General features: G+C 72.1%; 17 protein-coding genes. 1 reads left to right on the top strand and 16 read right to left on the bottom strand.

Going from position 1 to position 19,821, the window contains the following annotated elements:
* Positions 1-213: 213 nt before the first annotated feature.
* From ACH4S7_RS25535 to fmt, 4 genes are all read right to left on the bottom strand, one after another.
* Positions 214-1,254 carry a sugar-binding transcriptional regulator gene (locus ACH4S7_RS25535; protein WP_398523619.1) on the bottom strand — a complete coding sequence of 347 codons (1,041 nt, stop codon included), beginning with the start codon at positions 1,252-1,254 and terminating at the stop codon, positions 214-216.
* Between the two features lie 120 nt (positions 1,255-1,374).
* Complete coding sequence (gene rpe, locus ACH4S7_RS25540) at positions 1,375-2,061, bottom strand: ribulose-phosphate 3-epimerase (RefSeq protein ID WP_398523620.1); 687 nt, start codon at positions 2,059-2,061, stop codon at positions 1,375-1,377.
* A gap of 234 nt (positions 2,062-2,295) precedes the next feature.
* Positions 2,296-3,744: an RsmB/NOP family class I SAM-dependent RNA methyltransferase gene (locus ACH4S7_RS25545; RefSeq protein ID WP_398523621.1), complete on the bottom strand. Its 1,449-nt coding sequence runs from the start codon at positions 3,742-3,744 to the stop codon at positions 2,296-2,298.
* Between the two features lie 49 nt (positions 3,745-3,793).
* Positions 3,794-4,738 (bottom strand): methionyl-tRNA formyltransferase, encoded by a 945-nt coding sequence (gene fmt / locus ACH4S7_RS25550; RefSeq protein ID WP_398523622.1) that lies wholly within the window; start codon positions 4,736-4,738, stop codon positions 3,794-3,796.
* 270 nt (positions 4,739-5,008) lie between these two features.
* On the opposite strand from fmt, the gene ACH4S7_RS25555 reads away from it, so the two are divergent.
* Positions 5,009-5,548 carry a hypothetical protein gene (locus ACH4S7_RS25555; protein WP_398523623.1) on the top strand — a complete coding sequence of 180 codons (540 nt, stop codon included), beginning with the start codon at positions 5,009-5,011 and terminating at the stop codon, positions 5,546-5,548.
* 205 nt (positions 5,549-5,753) lie between these two features.
* Here ACH4S7_RS25555 and ACH4S7_RS25560 read toward each other — a convergent pair whose 3' ends face one another.
* The 12 genes from ACH4S7_RS25560 to ACH4S7_RS25615 form a co-directional block, all read right to left on the bottom strand.
* Positions 5,754-7,898, bottom strand: a complete 2,145-nt coding sequence (locus ACH4S7_RS25560; protein WP_398523624.1) for a primosomal protein N' — start codon at positions 7,896-7,898, stop codon at positions 5,754-5,756.
* Positions 7,899-8,021: 123 nt separating this feature from the next.
* Positions 8,022-9,242 (bottom strand): methionine adenosyltransferase, encoded by a 1,221-nt coding sequence (gene metK / locus ACH4S7_RS25565; RefSeq protein ID WP_398523625.1) that lies wholly within the window; start codon positions 9,240-9,242, stop codon positions 8,022-8,024.
* A gap of 264 nt (positions 9,243-9,506) precedes the next feature.
* Positions 9,507-10,709, bottom strand: a complete 1,203-nt coding sequence (gene coaBC, locus ACH4S7_RS25570; RefSeq protein WP_398523626.1) for a bifunctional phosphopantothenoylcysteine decarboxylase/phosphopantothenate--cysteine ligase CoaBC — start codon at positions 10,707-10,709, stop codon at positions 9,507-9,509.
* Between the two features lie 100 nt (positions 10,710-10,809).
* Entirely contained in the window at positions 10,810-11,082 is a 273-nt protein-coding gene (rpoZ, locus tag ACH4S7_RS25575) for a DNA-directed RNA polymerase subunit omega (RefSeq protein ID WP_005319902.1), read from the bottom strand.
* Between the two features lie 108 nt (positions 11,083-11,190).
* Positions 11,191-11,763: a guanylate kinase gene (gene gmk, locus ACH4S7_RS25580; RefSeq protein WP_398523627.1), complete on the bottom strand. Its 573-nt coding sequence runs from the start codon at positions 11,761-11,763 to the stop codon at positions 11,191-11,193.
* Between the two features lie 39 nt (positions 11,764-11,802).
* Entirely contained in the window at positions 11,803-12,126 is a 324-nt protein-coding gene (locus ACH4S7_RS25585; protein ID WP_005319887.1) for an integration host factor, read from the bottom strand.
* A gap of 322 nt (positions 12,127-12,448) precedes the next feature.
* On the bottom strand, positions 12,449-13,309 hold the full coding sequence (gene pyrF, locus ACH4S7_RS25590; protein WP_398523628.1) for an orotidine-5'-phosphate decarboxylase: 861 nt from the start codon (positions 13,307-13,309) through the stop codon (positions 12,449-12,451).
* Entirely contained in the window at positions 13,306-13,557 is a 252-nt protein-coding gene (locus ACH4S7_RS25595; protein ID WP_398523629.1) for a hypothetical protein, read from the bottom strand. Before ACH4S7_RS25595 ends, pyrF begins: the two co-directional genes overlap by 4 nt.
* Positions 13,554-14,666, bottom strand: coding sequence for a quinone-dependent dihydroorotate dehydrogenase (locus ACH4S7_RS25600; RefSeq protein ID WP_398523630.1), 1,113 nt, complete (start codon positions 14,664-14,666; stop codon positions 13,554-13,556). Before ACH4S7_RS25600 ends, ACH4S7_RS25595 begins: the two co-directional genes overlap by 4 nt.
* 116 nt (positions 14,667-14,782) lie before the next feature.
* Positions 14,783-18,091: a carbamoyl-phosphate synthase large subunit gene (carB, locus tag ACH4S7_RS25605; RefSeq protein ID WP_398523631.1), complete on the bottom strand. Its 3,309-nt coding sequence runs from the start codon at positions 18,089-18,091 to the stop codon at positions 14,783-14,785.
* On the bottom strand, positions 18,084-19,241 hold the full coding sequence (gene carA, locus ACH4S7_RS25610; RefSeq protein ID WP_398523632.1) for a glutamine-hydrolyzing carbamoyl-phosphate synthase small subunit: 1,158 nt from the start codon (positions 19,239-19,241) through the stop codon (positions 18,084-18,086). The genes carB and carA overlap by 8 nt, the downstream gene beginning before the upstream one ends.
* Positions 19,238-19,807, bottom strand: coding sequence for a hypothetical protein (locus ACH4S7_RS25615; protein WP_398523920.1), 570 nt, complete (start codon positions 19,805-19,807; stop codon positions 19,238-19,240). The genes carA and ACH4S7_RS25615 overlap by 4 nt, the downstream gene beginning before the upstream one ends.
* Positions 19,808-19,821 lie beyond the last annotated feature (14 nt).

Here is a 19,821-nt window from a genome sequence, read left to right on the forward strand (position 1 = left end):
TTGCAGCCGGGGAAACGCACGTACTTCAGTGTCCCACGGGTGGGCCGTCGCGCGTTCTGGGAGAAAGCTCCAGCTCATGGCGGTGCGCTCAAGCGGATCGTCCAAGGACCTCGGCTCGCGGGCCCGGGGTGCGGGCCGGATCGCGCAGGGTTCCGGCCCGCACCCCTGGGGTGTCAGGGACCCTCGCGCGGGCGCGGGCTTCCGGCGTGCCGGTCAGGCGTCGGGGTCGGCGCGCTCCAGCGCGGGCCGGACCCCGGCCGGGGCCGCCAGCAGCAGGTCGGCCGCCGCGGTGTCCGTCACCAGGCTGGTGACGAGGCCGGAGCGGAGCACCGCGCCGATCGCCTCCGCCTTGCGCTGCCCGCCCGCGATGGCCACCACCTCGGGGATGCGGCGCAGCCGGTCGGCCTCCACCGTGATGCAGCGCTCCCCCAGATCCCGGCCGACCCGGCGGCCGTCCCGGTCGAAGAGGTGCGCGGACATCTCGGCCGCGACGCCGTACGAGGCGTACCGCGCCCGCTCGTCCTCGGCGAGCATGTCGTGGACCGTCGAGACGCCCGGCTCCCACGAGCCGATCGAGACGGCTGCGACGGTCACCTTGTCGAAGTAGTCGAAGGCGCGGGCGATACCGGTCTGGTGCCGCAGGGCGGTGGCGGTCGCCGCGTCGGGCAGCAGCATCGGTGCGTAGATCGGGTGGGCGTCGCCGCCGGAGACCTGGGCGGCGCGTCGGACGGCCTCCACCGAACCCCGTTCGGCGGTGCCCGCGTCGTACACGCCGGTGAGCTGGACGACGGTGCACGGCGGCAGCCGGTCGAGCGCGGCGGCCATGTGGATCGTGGACCGGCCCCAGGCGAGACCCAGTACAGCGCCCTCGTCCACCAGCTCGCCGAGCAGGTCCGCGGCCACCTCGCCCAGGTTCTCCGGGTCCGGCGACTCCTCGGCCTCGGCGGGGGACTCCACGACGACCGCGTGCCGCAGTCCGAAGTGGGCGCGGAGGGCGTCGGAGCGCTCGGCGTCCAGTTCGGCGGGGACCCGGATCTCGATGCGTACGAGATCACGTTCCAGCGCCGTCTCCAGGACCCGCGCGACCTTGAACCGGCTGACGCCGAACTCCTCCGCGATCTGGATCTTGGACTTGCCCTCCAGATAGAAGCGGCGGGCCATGGCCGCCGCCTGCACCAGCTCCGCGGGTCCCATCCGCAGGGCAGCCCGTCCCGCCGACCTAGCAGACACCGCGTTCTCCTCACTGCTGTTCACACTTCGGATCCGCAATCCTGTCAGATCCGACGGATGTCGATCAGCCCCGATGGGCCGAGTTCACTTGCTCATGGTTCAGTCGTCGCACGCGCGTGGCTCAGTGTGCGCGGGCGCTTCGGTTCAGTGACCGCAGGCCCAGCCGGCCGCGGTGGTGCTCTGTTCGGCGCGGGCCCGCAGCGACCGCACGGCAGCCGCCGGGTCACTGGCTCCGTAGACGGCCGACCCGGCGACGAAGACATCGGCACCGGCCTCGGCGCAGCGCTCGATGGTGGCCTCGGAGACTCCGCCGTCCACCTGGAGCCAGAGTTCGAGTCCGTGCTTGGCGATCAGCTCACGGGTGCGGCGGATCTTCGGAAGCATGATGTCGAGAAATGCCTGCCCGCCGAAACCGGGCTCCACGGTCATGATCAGCAGCATGTCGAGCTCGGGGAGGAGGTCCTCGTACGGCTCGATCGGCGTGGCGGGCTTGAGCGCCATCGAGGCGCGGGCGCCCTGGGCGCGGATCTCCCGCGCCAGCCGTACGGGCGCGGCGGCGGCCTCGACGTGGAAGGTGACGGAGCCGGCCCCCGCCTCGACGTACTGGGGCGCCCAGCGGTCCGGGTCGGCGATCATCAGATGGCAGTCCAGCGGAGTCCGCGTCGCCCGGCTGAGGGATTCCACGATCGGCACGCCCAGGGTCAGATTGGGCACGAAGTGGTTGTCCATCACATCGACATGCAGCCAGTCGGCACCCTCGACGGCCTCGGCCTCTTCCGCGAGGCGGGAGAAGTCTGCGGAGAGGATGCTGGGGTTGATCTGTACGGCCATGGCCCAAGCCTGCCATGCTCCGGGGCCGTTCCCGTCCCCGGTGCCGGTTCCGGTACAGACCAATTCGGCGCGGCGGCACGAAAGTCCCGACAATCCCGGCTTTTCACCTGGCGCTCTGGACGGAGGCGCAGGCCATCACCTCGTACGGAAACCGCCCCCAGGTGCGGCGACGTGCCGGCCGGGGTGGTGGGCCCCGGCCCGCACGTCAGGAGCGGGCGCCCCTCGGTGGACGCGTCACGCGGTCCGCCGCAGCAGCGCCAGATACATCGCGTCCGTCCCGTGCTTGTGCGGCCAGAGCTGCACATCGGGCCCGTCACCCAGGTCCGGCACACCCGGCATCAGCGGGCGGGCGTCGACCCACTCGGCGGCCACCGGCGATCCGCCACGCCCGCGCAGCACGTCGTCCACGACCACCCGGGTCTCGGCGAGATGGGGCGAGCAGGTCGCGTACCCCACCACTCCCCCGACCCGGACCGCGCTCAGCGCCTCCCGCAGCAGGCCGCGCTGGAGCGGGGCGAACCCCTCCAGGTCCTCCGGGCGACGGCGCCAGCGCGCCTCCGGACGGCGGCGCAGCGCGCCAAGGCCGGTGCACGGGACATCGACCAGCACACGGTCGAAGACGCCCGGCAGCCACGGCGGACGGGTGCCGTCGGCGGCGATCACCTGGTACGGACCCGGATTCCCGGTCAGCGCGCGCTCCACCAGCCTGGCCCGGTGCGGCTGCTTCTCCGAGGCCAGCAGCGCGGCACCGCGGCCCGCCGCGAGCGCGGCCAGCAGTGCCGCCTTGCCCCCGGGGCCGGCGCAGGCGTCCAGCCAGCGGGCGTCGGAACCCTCCAGCGGCGCGTTGGCCAGGGCGAGGGCGACGAGCTGACTGCCCTCGTCCTGGACACCGGCCCGCCCCTCCCGCACCGCGTCGACCGCGCCCGGCTCGCCGCCCTCGACGAGCCGTACGGCATACGGCGACCAGCGGCCGGGCAGCCCGGCCTCCTCCCCCAGCGCGTCGAGCAGCTCATCGGCCGTGGCCCGGCCCGGCCGGGCCACCAGGGTCACCTCGGGCCGTTCGTTGTCGGCCTCCAGCAGGGCCTCGATCCCGGCGCGGCCACCGCCCGCAGCGTCCCAGAGCGCGGAGACGATCCAGCGCGGATGCGAGTGCACCACGGCGAGGTGTTCCTCCGCGTCCTCGTCGTAGGGCGGGGCGACCCGTTCGAGCCAGGCGTCGAGATCGTCCCGGGAGATCTTGCGCAGGACGGCGTTGACGAATTTGGCCCGACCGTCGCCGAGCACCACCCGGGCGAGCTCCACACTGGCCGACACCGCGGCGTGCGTGGGGATACGGGTCCCCAGGAGCTGATGGGCGCCGAGCGCCAGCACATCGAGCACCGGGGGGTCCACCTCGCGCAGCGGCCGGTCGATACAGGCCGCGATGATCGCGTCATAGGTGCCCTGGCGGCGCAGCGTGCCGTAGACCAGCTCGGTCGCGAGCGCCGCGTCCCGCGCGTCGAAGTCCTCCTGCTCCTCCCGGGCCTTCCGCAGCAGCGGCGGGAGGACGAGGTTGGCGTACGCGTCCCGCTCGTCGACGGCTCGCAGCGCCTCGAAGGCCAGGATCCGCACGGGGTCCTTCTGCGGGCGGCGGTAGGGCTTGTGGGGGCGGCGAGGCCGGTGGGGGCGTGCCTGGTCGTTCAAAGGTGCTCCGCGGTAGAAAAAGGGTCGAACCAAAGGGGTACGAACCCATTCAGCCTACGTCCGCCGCGCCCAGCCGCTCGTCCGGGGCGATCCGCACCCCACGCGCCCAGTCGGCGGCGCGCATCGGCTTCTTGCCCTGCGGCTGCACCCAGAGCAGCTCGACGGCGTGCGATCCGGTGCCGACGTGGACGTTGTTCTTGCCCGCGGCGAGCACACCGGGGGCCAGTTCGGTACGGTCCGGGACCGGCTGTACGGAGACCAGCTTGAGCCGCTCGCCGCGGAACTCCGTCCATGCGCCGGGGACGGGGGTGCAGCCGCGCACCACCCGGTCGACACGGAGGGCGGGGGCCCGCCAGTCGACGCGGGCGTCGTCGACGGAGAGCTTCGGGGCCAACGAGACGCCCTCGGCGGGCTGGGGCACGGCCCGCAGGGTGCCGTCCTCGATGCCGTCCATGGTGGCGGCGAGCAGCCCGGAGCCGGCGAACGCGAGCCGGGTGAGCAGGTCACCGCTGGTGTCGGTGGGCCGGACGCGCTCGGTGAGCACCCCGTAGACCGGGCCCGAGTCGAGCCCCTCCTCGATGAGGAAGGTCGCGGCGCCCGTCATCTCGTCCCCGGCGATCACGGCGTGCTGGACGGGGGCGGCGCCGCGCCAGGCGGGCAGCAGCGAGAAGTGCAGATTGACCCAGCCGTGGGCGGGGATGTCGAGCGCGACCCTCGGGAGCAGGGCGCCGTAGGCGACGACCGGGCAGCAGTCGGGCGCGATCTCGCGCAGCCGGGCCAGGAAGTCCTCGTCACGCGGCCGACGCGGCTTGAGGACCTCGATACCGGCCTCCTCGGCGCGCTGGGCGACGGGGCTGGCGACCAGCCGGCGCCCGCGACCGGCCGGCGCGTCGGGCCGGGTCACGACGGCGGCGACCTCGTGCCGGTCGGAGGCGATCAGGGCGTCCAGGGCCGGTACGGCGACCTCGGGGGTACCTGCGAAGACGAGCTTCATCGGTGCTGACTGCCTCTCGGGCTGATACATGCGGTGTGCTCAGGGCGGGGAGCGCACCAGTCTAAGTCGCTTCCGACGGGTCCCGCCGTGCCGCCCCGGATCGTGGGTCGCCAGGGGGCGTACGGCCGCTTGTGCGCCCTGCGCGGACGCGCATACGCCCCCGCACCGTGACCACATCGGCCGGTGGCGCGTTGGTCAAGAGAGATTGACCAAGCGGGCCGCCTGGATGCGGCCCGACTCCTTTTCAACGCCGGTTCGAGAGGCTTCCCCATGGCCGACCACGCAACCCACGACGCCCAAGCCCGGGCGAGTCTGCACCTCTTGGTGCGGGACATCGAGCGGGTCCGCCGGCAGGTGGACGCATTGCGCACGCTCACCGCCCAGCTAGGCAATGTCTACCGCCCGCGGCGCTCCGGTCCCTCCACGGGCTTCGTCGTCTACGGCAGGGCCCCCGCCCCGACCGTCCGCCTCGCGCAGGAGCTGCGGGACAGCGTCGAGACGCTGGTGACGGCGGCGGTGGACTTCGACCGCTCCCTGGGATTCTCGTGGGACGCGGTGGGCTCGGCGCTCGGGGTGACCAAACAGGCCGTGCACCGCCGGTACGGAGCGCGCCGCGCCGCGCCGCCGACCGGGGGCACGGAGGTGGAACACGGCCCGGACGCGCCGACCAGGACACTGCCGGCCCTGCCCCCGCTGCCACCGCTGCCGGCCGCGGTGCCCGCCGCCCGCGCGATGCCGCCCCAGCCGACGGTGCAGTCGTTCCGCGAGGAGACCCGGCCGAGCGCCTTTCCGGGTCCGCGCAACGGCTGACGCGCGCCCCCGACGACACCCGCCGCCGGGCCGCACCGGTTTGCTCTCCGGTCCGTACCGCCCCCGGCCCGGCAGGGCGGAGGCGGCACGGACCCACCCCCACAATCGCTCGTACGTTCGATCAAGAGCTCCCGGCCGACGCCCCGGGTTCCCCCGGCCCCTGTCGCGCCGACCGACGGCATCAGACCGGTCCGGCGCCATCGCGCTAACCGATGTCCAGGGGATCGACCCTGATCCGGACCTGGCCCGTGCCCCCGCGGGCCAGCCGGGCCGCCTGCGCCGACTTCAGCGCCGCCGCGAGCGCGGCGCCGCTGCCCGGGGGAACCCGCAGCAGCGCACGCTCCCAGACCTCCCCCACCGGCGGGTCACCCGGCCGCCGTGGTCTGCCCGCCGGCGGGACAGCCAGCGGCACCGGTCCCAGGATCTCCACATCGCCGGGCAGCTCCGCCGTCGCCAGGAAGGCGCCGACGACATCCGCGCGCCCGGTCACGGCCGCCATCCGGGAGACGGGTGGAAAGCCCAGCTCGGCCCGCTCGGCCAGCTCGCGCCGGGCGTGACCGGCCGGATCCCAGCGCACCAGGGCCTGGACCGGGCGCAGGGTCGGCTCGGCGACGATCACCACGGTGCCGCCGTCGCCCTGGGGCCGGACCAGCGAGGCCGCGTCCAGCCAGCGCCGCAGCGCATCCTCGGCGGCCCGCAGATCGGGGCGGCCCAGCATCGCCCAGCCGTCCAGCAGAAGGGCCGCCGCGTACCCCTCGTCGGCGACGGGCTCGGCGCCCGGGGTGCTCACCACCAGCGCGGGCCGCGCGGGCACGGTGTCCAGCACATGGTCCCGGCCGGAGGTCCGCACCGGGACGGCGGGGAAGGCCCGACCCAGCTCTTCCGCCGTCCGCCGCGCGCCCACCACCTGGGCCCTCAGCCGTCGGCCCCCGCAGGCGGCGCAGTGCCAGTCCACCGCGCCGTGTCCACACCAGCGGCAGGTCAGACCGCGTTGGTCAGGGGCCTCCAGCGGTCCGGAGCACTCCCGGCAGCGTGCGGGGGCCCGGCAGTGCTCGCACGCGAGCGCGGGCACATAGCCGCGCCGCGGCACCTGCACCAGCACAGGACCGGTCTTCAGGCCCTCCCGCACGGCCTGCCAGGCGAGACTGGGCAGCCGTGCGGCGCGGGCCGCCTCGTCCCGGGCGAGGTCGTGATCGCCGACGGTACGGACGCGGGGGGCCGCCCGGCGCACCTCGTCGCGGTCGGCGGCCAGCGGCAGGGCCCAGCCGCTCTCCACGAGCTGGGCCGCCTCCACCGTGCAACTGGTGCTCCCGACGAGGAAGGCACACGATTCGTGGGTGGCCCGTAGTTCGAGGACCTCCCGGACATGCGGGAAGGGGGCGTTCTCGTCGCTGTGACTGGAGTCGCCGTCGTCCCAGACGGCGACCAGGCCCAGGTCCCGTACGGGGGCGAACATCGCGGCCCGCGTCCCGACCACGGCACGCACCGAACCGCGGCGCACCGCGAGCCACTGTCGGTACCGCTTCTCGGGCCCGGACTCGGCGGTGAGCACGGCGTGATGACCCGCGCCCAGCAGCGCGGTGAGCGCGGCGTCCACCCGGGCGGCACGGCGCCCGTCGGGCACGACGACCAGGGCGCCGCGCCCGGAGGCGAGGGTGGCGGCCACGGCCCGCGCCAGCTCGTCCGGCCAGGTGGGGCCGGGCAGCGCGGTCCACACGGCCCGGGGTGCCCCACCGCCGGCGAGCGCCTCCAGGAATGCCGCGCCCCGGCCGTACCGCAGCCAGCCACCCGGCTCGGGGGCGGCGGGCGGCGGCAGCGGCTCGGGCGACGGCTTGGACTCGGCCCGGCCGTTTCTGGGCGGGACGGCGAGCTGGAGCACATCGGCCAGGGAGCCCGCATACCGATCCGCGACGGCACGGGTGAGGGCGAGCATCTCGGGGCCGAGGACGGGCTCGGGCGAGACGACATAGGCGAGGGCGGCCAGCGCTCCCCCGTAATCCGTGTCGGCACGCCGCTCGATCAGGAAGCCGTCGATCAGCCCGCCGCCCTCGCGCCGCCCGTCCCGCACCCGGTGCGCACCGGCGCCGAACCGCACCCGCACCCGCACCCCGGGCTGCGCCTGAGCGTCCAGCTCCGCGGGCACGGCGTAGTCGAAGAACTGATCGAGATGAAGCACGCCCTTATTGACCAGCACCCGGGCGACGGGCAACTCCGTCGCCAGCGCGGCCCCCCGCCAGGTCCGTGGCTTGGCCTTCGGCACCTTGGCCCGCCGCACCGTCTCCCGGATGAGCGCAAGCTGCTCGGGCCCGCTCTCCGCGGGCTCGCCGGGCCGCTCGTCGTCGCTGCTCACAGCCGAATTCCTATCAGACACCACTGACACCGGCACCGGACGGACGTTCGTACGCCGGAGGCCCCGGCGCCCATTCCTGGGCGCCGGGGCCTCCGGCGTACGACGCTACTTCGACGACACGACCTACAGGCCCGCCGCCGTGCGGAGGGCGTCCACACGGTCCGTGCGCTCCCAGGTGAAGTCCGCCAGCGCGCGGCCGAAGTGGCCGTACGCCGCCGTCTGGGCGTAGATCGGGCGGAGCAGGTCAAGGTCCCGGATGATCGCGGCCGGGCGGAGGTCGAAGACGTCCCCGATGGCCTGCTCGATCTTCTCGACGTCGACCGTCGCCGTGCCGAAGGTCTCGACGAAGAGTCCGACCGGCTCGGCCTTGCCGATGGCGTAGGCGACCTGGACCTCGCAGCGCGCCGCCAGGCCCGCCGCGACGACGTTCTTCGCGACCCAGCGCATGGCGTACGCGGCCGAGCGGTCCACCTTCGACGGGTCCTTGCCCGAGAAGGCGCCACCGCCGTGGCGGGCCATGCCGCCGTAGGTGTCGATGATGATCTTGCGGCCGGTGAGGCCCGCGTCACCCATCGGGCCGCCGATCTCGAAGCGGCCGGTCGGGTTCACCAGGAGGCGGTAGCCCTCGGTGTCCAGCTTGATGCCGTCCTCGATGAGCTGGGCGAGCACATGCTCGACCACGAACTCGCGGATGTCCGGCGCGAGCAGCGACTCCAGGTCGATGTCCGAGGCGTGCTGCGAGGAGACGACGACGGTGTCCAGCCGGACCGCCTTGTCGCCGTCGTACTCGATGGTGACCTGGGTCTTGCCGTCCGGGCGCAGGTACGGGATGGTGCCGTTCTTGCGGACCTCGGAGAGCCGGCGCGAGAGCCGGTGCGCCAGGTGGATCGGCAGCGGCATCAGCTCGGGCGTCTCGTCGCAGGCGTAGCCGAACATCAGGCCCTGGTCGCCCGCGCCCTGCTTGTCGAGGTCGTCGCCCTCTTCGCCGGCGGCACCCTGGACCCGCTTCTCGTACGCGGTGTCCACACCCTGCGCGATGTCCGGCGACTGCGCGCCGATCGAGACCGAGACTCCACAGGACGCGCCGTCGAAGCCCTTCTTCGAGGAGTCGTAGCCGATCTCCAGGATCTTGTTGCGCACCAGCGTCGGGATGTCGGCGTACGCCTTGGTGGTGACCTCACCGGCGACGTGCACCAGGCCGGTGGTGATCAGGGTCTCCACGGCGACCCGGGAGGTCGGGTCCTCACGGAGAAGGGCGTCGAGAATGGTGTCGCTGATCTGGTCGGCGATCTTGTCGGGGTGACCTTCGGTCACAGACTCCGAGGTGAAGAGACGGCGGGACACATCGCTCCCTGGGGTTGCAGCGGCTGCTGGCTGATCATTGGCGGACCGGCAGGGGGCTGCGCCCCGCGACGTTCCACGGACCAGTTTATCGGTCGACCTCCCTCGGTGGTCCACCCGTCTCGCTCCGTGGGAGTCGGACAGGGGTCGAATAGGGGTCGGTCAAGCCCGCTCCCACCTGCGTCGAAGGGGCGGGGCAGGGGGTTTGGGACCGGAAAACACGAGTCGTGTGCCGTGTTTCACGCACCCCTGCACACATAACAGAGGTCACAGAAGACGCGGGAGCACCAGGTCCCACACCATGTCCGCGAGTGCCTCCTTGGGCCCGTACGGCACCGAAGTCTCCCCGCCGTCCGCGGCGAGCACCACCGCCTCGTTCTCCTCCGAGCCGAAGGTCTTGCGCTCGCCGACCTCATTGACCACGAGCAGATCGCACCCCTTGCGGCGCAGCTTCTCGCGGCCGTTGGCGAGGACGTCGTCCGTCTCCGCGGCGAAGCCGACGATCACCTGGTCGGCCCGGGGCCGTTCGGCGGAGATCTCGGCGAGGACGTCGGGGTTGCGGACCAGCGCCACGGGCGCCGGTTCCCGGCCGTCCTTCTTCTTGATCTTGCCGGAGGCATATTCGGCGGGCCTGAAGTCGGCGACGGCCGCCGCCATCACCACCGCGTCGGCGTCGCCCGCGGCCTTGATCACGGCTTCACGGAGCTGGACGGCCGTGCCCACCCGGACCACATCGACACCGGCCGGATCGGCCATCGAGGTGTTCGCGGCGATCAGGGTCACCCGGGCGCCGCGGGCGGCGGCCGTCCGGGCCAGGGCGTACCCCTGCTTCCCGGAGGAACGGTTCCCCAGGAAGCGGACCGGGTCCAGCGGCTCCCGGGTGCCGCCCGCGCTGACGACCACATGGCGGCCGGCCAGATCGGGCGCCACGGCGCCGCGCGCCAGCACCCGGCGGCAGACCTCGAAGATCTCACCCGGGTCCGGCAGCCGCCCCTTGCCCGTGTCGACGCCGGTGAGCCGGCCCACGGCGGGCTCGATGACGATCGCACCACGGCGGCGCAGTGTGGCCACGTTCTCCCGGGTGGCGGGGTGCTCCCACATCTCGGTGTGCATCGCCGGCGCGAAGACGACCGGACAGCGGGCGGTGAGCAGGGTGTTGGTGAGCAGATCACCGGCGAGGCCGTGCGCCGCCTTGGCGAGCAGGTCCGCGGTGGCCGGCGCGACGATCACCAGATCGGCCTGCTGGCCGATCCGCACATGCGGGACCTCGTGCACATCGGACCAGACCTCGGTCGAGACCGGGTGTCCGGAGAGGGCCGACCAGGTCGCCTCGCCCACGAAGTGGAGGGCCGATTCGGTCGGCACGACCCGTACGTCATGGCCGGACTCCGTCAGTCTGCGCAGCAGCTCGCACGCCTTGTACGCGGCGACGCCGCCACCGACTCCCAGAACGACCTTCGGCTTCTCCACTGTGGCTCCCCAGACTCGATCGGTTCACCCCTATGACACACCACAGGCCCGGCGGACGCGGCCGCCGGGCCTGTGGAAGGAGAATGCTGAACGCTGCTGACTACTGCGCGGGGCCCTCGATGGCCTCGGAGGTCAGCAGACCCGCGTTGATCTCACGCAGGGCGATCGAGAGCGGCTTCTCGTGGACGTGGGTGTCCACGAGCGGACCGACGTACTCCAGCAGGCCCTCGCCCAGCTGCGAGTAGTACGCGTTGATCTGACGCGCCCGCTTCGCCGCGTAGATCACGAGGCTGTACTTCGAGTCCGTGGCCTCAAGCAGCTCGTCGATCGGCGGGTTGATGATGCCCTCGGGCGCGGTGATGGAAGAGGACACGCTCTACCTTCCAAAGATGGGAAAAGATCGAAAGGTGTACGGATCCGGGGATCGTTCCCCGAAGAGTCCGGGATCCCGTCAAGCGGATCCCCGTCAGGCACCGGAAGGTCACTCTCCGGTGGACACCGCCACCAAGGCTAGCAGCTCACGCGCGACATCCTCGACGGAGGTGTTGACCAGGGTGGTGTCGAACTCCGACTCGGCCGCCAGCTCCACCTTCGCGGCGGCCAGCCTGCGCTCGATCACCTCGGCCGACTCGGTGCCCCGGCCGGTGAGCCGGCGGACCAGCTCGTCCCAGCTCGGCGGGGCGAGGAAGACCAGCCGGGAGTCGGCCATGGACTCCTTGACCTGCCGGGCTCCCTGGAGGTCGATCTCCAGCAGCACGGGCTCACCCGACTCCAGCCGCTCCAGGACCGCGCCGCGCGGTGTGCCGTACCGGTTTCCCGCGAATTCGGCCCACTCCAACAGCTCGCCATTGGCGATCAGCTTGTCGAATTCATCGTCGGAGACGAAGAAATACTGAACGCCGTGACGCTCGCCGGGTCGCGGCCTTCTCGTGGTGGCCGACACCGAGAGCCAGACCTCGGGGTGAACCTTGCGCATATGCGCGACGACCGTGCTCTTACCCACCCCGGAGGGGCCGGAGAGCACGGTCAGCCGCGGACGTACTTCTGCTGCCATGCAGCAGATTATCCAGGTTCCCGGGAGTGCCCGAGAACGTCAGGCGGCGCCACCGCCGAACTCGCGCTCCAAAGACGCGATCTGATTCGAGCCGAGACCACGGACCCGTCGGCTCTCGGAGATCCCGAGCCGCTCCATGATCTGCTTGGCACGGACCTTGCCCACACCGGGCAGGGACTCAAGCAGGGCGGAGACCTTCATCTTGCCGATGACGTCGTTCTCCTGGCCCTGCTTGATGACCTCGTGGAGCGAAGCGCCGGAGTGCTTGAGTCGATTTTTGACCTCGGCCCGCTCCCGGCGAGCCGCGGCGGCCTTTTCGAGCGCGGCTGCGCGCTGTTCAGGGGTAAGGGGCGGAAGAGCCACGCCTACGTCACCTCGGATGTCGAACTGTCGGATACGGACCGGTGAGGAACCTAGTCGCCCCACACCAGGCGAGCAACGAGCAACGCGTTGCACGTTCACTCTTCGACGGAGACTAGCGGCCATCACCGCTCCAGTCAGCGAGAACAGACGAAAAGTCCTGGTCAGCATCGACCGACCAGGACTTTCCCGACATAACGACTGAGATTTTCCCCAAGTTTCCGTCAAGACGGCGTCGGACAGGTTTCGCCGGGAACCCCCACGGGGTGTGCGCCGGGCGCCCGGACGGCGCGCGGTGCTGCCCCGATCCGGACATCGGACCGTACTAAATGGCCGAGACCGCCGCCCTGACCTCGTCCGCGAACCTCGCCGCCGCCGAGCGCAGCGCCGCCGCGTCCGGTCCGTGGCGGAGCACTCCCCGGCTCACGCTCGGCACCACATCGCCGACCGCCGAGCCGAAGACCCGCGGCAGATCGGCGGGGGTGGCGCCCTGGGCGCCGATACCCGGGGCCAGCAGCGGGCCGTTGATCGCCAGCTCCACCCCGGCGTCGTGCAGCGTCGCGCCGACCACGGCGCCGACCGAGCCGAGCGGGACCGCGCCCGCGTTCTCCGCCGCCATGTGGTCGAGCATCACCTGCGCCAGCGAACGCCCGTCCGCCGCGGTGGCGCGCTGGACCTCCGCGCCCTCCGGGTTGGAGGTGAGCGCGAGGACGAAGACACCGGCGCCCGCCGCGGCCGCCGCGTCCAGGGCGGGGCGCAGCGAGCCGAAGCCGAGGTACGGGGAGACCGTCACCGCGTCGGAGAACAGGGGCGATTCGGGGGCGAGGTAGGTCGCGGCGTACGCGGCCATCGTGGAGCCGATGTCGCCGCGCTTGGCGTCCATCAGCACCAGCGCGCCCGCCGACCGGGCCTCCGCCACCGCCTTCTCCAGGACGGCGACTCCGCGCGAGCCGAACCGCTCGAAGAACGCGGACTGCGGCTTGAGCACGGCGACCCGGTCGGCCAGCGCCTCCACCGTCGTACGGGTGAACCGCTCCAGGCCGGCGACGGTGTCGTCCAGGCCCCAGTCCGCCAGCAGGGACGCGTGCGGGTCGATGCCGACGCAGAGCGGGCCCCGGGTGTCCATCGCGGTACGGAGCCGGGCGCCGAAGGGGACGGGGGCGGTGGTGGTGGTGGTCGCGGTCATGCGGCGGCCTGCTTCCGGAGGTCGTGGATGTCGTGCTCCCCGTGCGTACGGGTGCGGGGCCGGCGCGCCTCGTGACGCGTACGGGTGTCGGGCCGGGCCCGCTCCCCGTGTGCGGGGGCGTCGGGCCCGGGCGCGTCACCTGAGGGGTGGCGGATCTCACCCGTACGCGTGACCGGTCCCGTGCGGGTGACCGGTGTGGCGCCGACGGTGGTGCCCGGGGCCCGCCGATCAGTCGCGGGGAGCGTCACGCGGCGGCCTTCCCGGTGGGGCGGGCATCCGCGCCGACCGCCTCCGCGAGGGTGGCGTACGGGCTGGCCGCCAGGCGCGCGGCGAGCCCCCGGTGGACGGCGCGGCTCCAGAACGGGCCCTCGTAGACGAAGGCGCTGTAGCCCTGCACCAGGGTCGCCCCGGCGAGAATGCGCTGCCAGGCGTCCTCGGCGTCCGTCACGCCCCCGACGCCGACCAGGGTGATCCGGTCGCCGACCCGCGCGTACAGCCGGCGCAGCACGTCCAGCGAGCGTTCCTTCAGCGGCGCCCCCGAGAGTCCGCCGGCATGCTCGGTGAGGGCCGGCTCGGAGAGCAGTCCCTCCCGCGCGATGGTGGTGTTGGTGGCGATGATCCCGTCGAGCCCCAGCTCCACGGCGAGATCGGCGACCGCGTCGATATCGGCGTCGGCGAGGTCGGGCGCGATCTTGACGAGGAGGGGGACGCGGCGGCCGGTGACCGAGCGGTCGGCGGCCTCGCGCACCGCCGAGAGCAGCGGGCGGAGGGACTCCGTCGCCTGGAGGTTCCGCAGTCCCGGGGTGTTCGGGGAGGAGACGTTCACCACGAGGTAGTCGGCGTGCCGGGCCAGCCGCTCGGTGGAGGTGACGTAGTCGGCGACCGCCTCGGACTCCGGGACGATCTTGGTCTTGCCGATGTTGACGCCGACGACGGTCCGGAAGGCCGCCCGGCGCTCGCCGAGCCGCTGGGCGACGGCGGCCGAGCCCTCGTTGTTGAAGCCCATCCGGTTGATCAGCGCCCGGTCGGGGACCAGCCGGAAGAGGCGCTGCTGGGGGTTGCCGGGCTGGGCCATGGCCGTGACCGTGCCGATCTCGACATGGTCGAAACCTAGCATCGACAGACCGTCGATCCCGGTCGCGTTCTTGTCGAAGCCGGCCGCGAGTCCGAAGGGTCCGTGCATCCGCAGGCCGAGGGCCTCCGTCCGCAGCGCCTTGTGGCGGGGCGCGAGCACGGCGGCGACGAAGGTGCGCAGCACGGGGACGCGGGCGATCAGCCGGATCCAGCCGAAGGCGAGGTGGTGGGCCCGCTCCGGGTCCATCCGCTTGAAGACGAGGTCGAAGAGCAGTTTGTACATGGTGGGGTCCTCAGGGGTCCTCATCAGAAGGGGGACACCGGTTCCGGTGTCCCCCTTCCCGTTCGCCAGGTTCGCTAGGGAGTGTTTTCGATGCGGCGGGACCGAGAAAGCACTCGCTAGTCGCGCGCCGCGGTCAGTCGCTGGGCGTGCTCCTGGAGGGAGCGGACGCCGACGTCACCACGGTTGAGGGCGTCGATGCCCTGGACCGCGGCGGCGAGCGCCTGGACCGTGGTCAGGCAGGGGACGGAGCGGGCCACCGCGGCCGTACGGATGTCGTAGCCGTCGAGCCGGCCGCCGGTGCCGTACGGGGTGTTGACGATGAGGTCGACCTCGCCGTCGTGGATCAGCTGGACGATGGTCTTCTCGCCCTGGGGGCCCACGCCCTCGCTCTGCTTGCGCACGACGGTGGCGCTGATGCCGTTGCGCCTGAGGACCTCGGCCGTGCCGGAGGTGGCCATCAGCTCGAAGCCGTGGGCGACCAGCTCGCGCGCCGGGAAGATCATCGAGCGCTTGTCGCGGTTGGCGACGGAGATGAAGGCGCGGCCCTTGGTGGGCAGCGGGCCGTACGCGCCGGCCTGGGACTTGGCGTACGCGGTGCCGAAGACGGAGTCGATGCCCATGACCTCGCCGGTGGAGCGCATCTCCGGGCCGAGGATGGTGTCCACCCCGCGGCCGTGGATGTCCCGGAAGCGGGACCACGGCATCACGGCCTCCTTGACGGAGATCGGGGCGTCCAGCGGGAGGGTGCCGCCGTCCCCGGAGGCGGGCAGCAGTCCCTCGGCGCGCAGTTCGGCGACGGTCGCGCCGAGCGAGATCCGGGCGGCGGCCTTCGCCAGCGGTACGGCGGTCGCCTTCGAGGTGAAGGGGACGGTCCGGGACGCGCGCGGGTTGGCCTCCAGGACGTAGAGGATGTCCCCGGCCAGCGCGAACTGGATGTTGATCAGTCCACGGACGCCGACACCGCGCGCGATGGCCTCGGTGGAGGCGCGCAGCCGCTTGATGTCGAAGCCGCCGAGGGTGATCGGGGGCAGGGCACAGGCGGAGTCGCCGGAGTGGATACCGGCCTCCTCGATGTGCTCCATGACGCCGCCGAGGTAGAGCTCGTGACCGTCGTAGAGCGCGTCGACGTCGATCTCGATGGCGTCGTCGAGGAAGCGGTCGACCAGGACCGGCCGGGTGGGGCTGATCTCGGTGGACTCGGCGATGTACGACTGGAGGCGGGCCTCCTCGTACACGATCTCCATCCCGCGACCGCCGAGCACGTAGGACGGGCGGACGAGGACGGGGTAGCCGATCTCGTCGGCGATGGCCTTGGCCTCGGCGAAGGTGGTGGCGGTGCCGTGCTTGGGCGCGGGCAGGCCGGCCTCGTGCAGGACCCGGCCGAAGGCGCCGCGGTCCTCGGCGGCGTGGATCGCCTCCGGGGAGGTGCCGACGACGGGGACGCCGTTGTCCTTGAGTGCCTGGGCGAGGCCGAGCGGGGTCTGGCCGCCGAGCTGGACGATGACGCCCGCGATCGGGCCGGCGAGCGACTCGGCGTGCACGATCTCCAGCACGTCCTCCAGGGTGAGCGGCTCGAAGTAGAGCCGGTCGGAGGTGTCGTAGTCGGTGGAGACGGTCTCGGGGTTGCAGTTGACCATCACGGTCTCGTACCCCGCGTCGCTCAGCGCGAAGGAGGCGTGGACGCAGGAGTAGTCGAACTCGATGCCCTGGCCGATCCGGTTCGGACCCGAGCCGAGGATGATCACGGCGGGCTTCTCGCGCGGCGCGACCTCGGTCTCCTCGTCGTAGGAGGAGTAGAAGTACGGGGTCCGGGCGGCGAACTCGGCGGCGCAGGTGTCGACGGTCTTGTAGACCGGGCGGATGCCGAGCGCGTGCCGGACCTCGCGGACGACGTCCTCGCGCAGACCGCGGATACCGGCGATCTGTGCGTCGGAGAAGCCGTGCCGCTTGGCCTCGGCGAGCAGCTCGGGGACGAGCTTCTCGGCGCCGGCCAGCTCGTCCGCGTATTCCTTGATCAGGAAGAGCTGGTCCACGAACCAGGGGTCGATCCGGGTCGCGTCGAAGACCTCGTCGGGGGTGGCGCCCGCGCGGATGGCCGCCATCACCGTGTTGATCCGGCCGTCGGTGGGCCGGACGGCCTCGCGCAGCAGCTCGGCCTTGTCGCCGACGGGGCCGGTGAAGTCGAACTGGCTGCCCTTCTTCTCCAGCGAGCGCAGGGCCTTCTGGAGCGCCTCGGTGAAGTTCCGGCCGATCGCCATGGCCTCGCCCACCGACTTCATGGTGGTGGTGAGGGAGGAGTCGGCGGAGGGGAACTTCTCGAAGGCGAAGCGGGGGGCCTTGACCACGACGTAGTCGAGGGTGGGCTCGAAGGACGCGGGGGTCTTCTCGGTGATGTCGTTGGGGATCTCGTCCAGCGTGTAGCCGACGGCGAGCTTCGCGGCGATCTTGGCGATGGGGAAGCCGGTGGCCTTGGAGGCCAGCGCCGAGGACCGGGAGACGCGGGGGTTCATCTCGATGACGATGATCCGGCCGTCGTCGGGGTTGACGGCGAACTGGATGTTGCAGCCGCCGGTGTCGACGCCGACCTCGCGGATGATCGCGATACCGATGTCGCGGAGCCGCTGGTACTCGCGGTCGGTCAGCGTCATCGCGGGGGCGACGGTGATCGAGTCGCCGGTGTGGACGCCCATGGGGTCGAAGTTCTCGATGGAGCAGACGACTACGACGTTGTCGTTCTTGTCGCGCATCAGCTCCAGCTCGTACTCCTTCCAGCCGAGGATGGACTCCTCCAGGAGGACCTCGGTGGTCGGGGAGAGCGTGAGGCCCTGGCCGGCGATCCGGCGCAGCTCGTCCTCGTCGTGGGCGAAGCCGGAGCCGGCGCCGCCCATGGTGAAGGAGGGGCGGACGACGACGGGGTAGCCGCCGAGCGTGTCGACGCCGGCGATGACGTCGTCCATGGTGTGGCAGATGACCGAGCGGGCGGACTCGCCGTGGCCGATCTTCGCCCGTACCGCTTCGACGACCCCCTTGAAGAGGTCGCGGTCCTCGCCCTTGTTGATGGCCTCGACATTGGCGCCGATCAGTTCCACACCGTACTTCTCCAGCACTCCCTGCTCGTGCATGGAGATGGCGGTGTTGAGCGCGGTCTGGCCGCCGAGGGTGGGCAGCAGGGTGTCGGGGCGCTCCTTGGCGATGATCTTCTCGACGAACTCCGGGGTGATCGGCTCGACGTAGGTGGCGTCGGCGATCTCCGGGTCGGTCATGATCGTGGCCGGGTTGGAGTTGACCAGGATGACGCGCAGGCCCTCGGCCTTGAGGACCCGGCACGCCTGGGTGCCGGAGTAGTCGAACTCGGCGGCCTGGCCGATGACGATCGGGCCGGAGCCGATGACGAGGACGGACTGGATGTCGGTGCGCTTAGGCACGCTGGCCCTCCATCAGGGATACGAAGCGGTCGAACAGGTACGCGGCGTCGTGCGGGCCCGCGGCCGCCTCGGGGTGGTACTGGACGCTGAAGGCCGGCCGGTCGAGGAGCCTGAGCCCCTCCACCACGTCGTCGTTGAGACAGACGTGGGAGACCTCGGCGCGGCCGTAGGGGGTGTCGGAGACGGTGTCGAGCGGTGCGTCGACGGCGAATCCGTGGTTGTGGGCGGTGACCTCGACCTTGCCCGTGGAGCGGTCCTGGACGGGCTGGTTGATACCGCGGTGGCCGTACTTCAGCTTGTAGGTGCCGAAGCCGAGGGCGCGGCCGAGGAGCTGGTTGCCGAAGCAGATGCCGAAGAGCGGGGTGCCCCGCTCCAGGACCGCCTTGACGACGGTCAGGTCGGCGGTGGCCGGGTCGCCGGGCCCGTTGGAGAGGAAGACGCCGTCGGGGGCGACCGCGTACACCTCGTCGACGGTGGCGGTGGCGGGCAGGACGTGCACCTCTATGCCGCGTTCGGCCATCCGGCGCGGGGTCATGCCCTTGATGCCGAGGTCGATGGCGGCGACGGTGAAGCGCTTGGTCCCGATCGCGGGGACGACGTACGACTCCGCGGTGGCGACCTGCGCGGAGAGGTCGGCGCCGGTCATCGGCGGGGCGGCGAGGACGCGCGCGAGCAGTTCCTTCTCGTCGGCGACGCCGGCGCCGGAGGTGTTCCTCAGCGCGTCGCCGGAGAAGATGCCGACGCGCATGGCGCCGCGCTCGCGGAGGTGGCGGGTGAGGGCGCGGGTGTCGATGCCGCTGATGCCGACGACGCCCTGGGTAATCAGCTCGTCGTCCAGGGTGCGCCGGGAGCGCCAGTTGGAGCTGACGCGGGCGGGGTCCCGTACGACATAGCCGGCGACCCAGATCCGCCGCGACTCGTCGTCCTCGTCGTTGACGCCGGTGTTGCCGACGTGCGGGGCGGTCATCACCACGACCTGGCGGTGGTACGAGGGGTCGGTGAGCGTCTCCTGGTAGCCGGTCATTCCGGTGTTGAACACCGCCTCGCCGAAGGTCTCCCCCACGGCCCCGTAGGCACGGCCGCGGAAGGTGCGGCCGTCCTCCAGGACGAGTACGGCGGGAGCCTGGGCTCCCCGGGTGGAGGTGGTCATCGTGCGCCTTCCGTCGTGCTGGTCAGGTGGTTCAGGGTGGTGACCCATTCGGCGTGCTCGGCCACCCGCTCGGAGCGGAAGCCGGAGTCGAGCAGGGTGCCGCCGTGCTCCCAGGTGATGATCAGGAGTCCGCCCTCGGCGAGGACCTTGCCCGCGATGCCCTTGTCGAGGCGGGCCTCGCGGACGGCGTCCAGCGGGATGAAGAAGTCGGTCGCCCCGGGCCGTACGACATCGAGTCCCGCGTCGGTCAGGGTCAGCTCGACCCTGCTGCGGACGCCGAGGCCGTGGGCCACGATCCGGTCGAGCCAGTGACCGGCGGTGGTCGAGCCGTGGTAGCGGCCGGTCAGGGTGGCGCGCGCCGCGCCGGGGATCTCCGGGGCGGTCGGGAGTTCCGGCAGCCCGGACTGGAGGCTGCCGCGCCACTTCCACCCCTGGCGCATCAGCCAGTAGACGAAGGCGACGAAGAGCAGCAGGCCGATGACCCAGCCGATACGGGCCGACCAGTCGGTCACCTCCGCCGACTTCTGCTCGGCCGCGAGCAGCGCGGCGCCGGAGTGCGAGGTGATGAGGTTGAGAGATG

The sequence above is a fragment of the Streptomyces sp. NPDC020965 genome (genome assembly GCF_044333555.1).
In the GTDB taxonomy this organism is placed as follows: Bacteria; Actinomycetota; Actinomycetes; order Streptomycetales; family Streptomycetaceae; genus Streptomyces.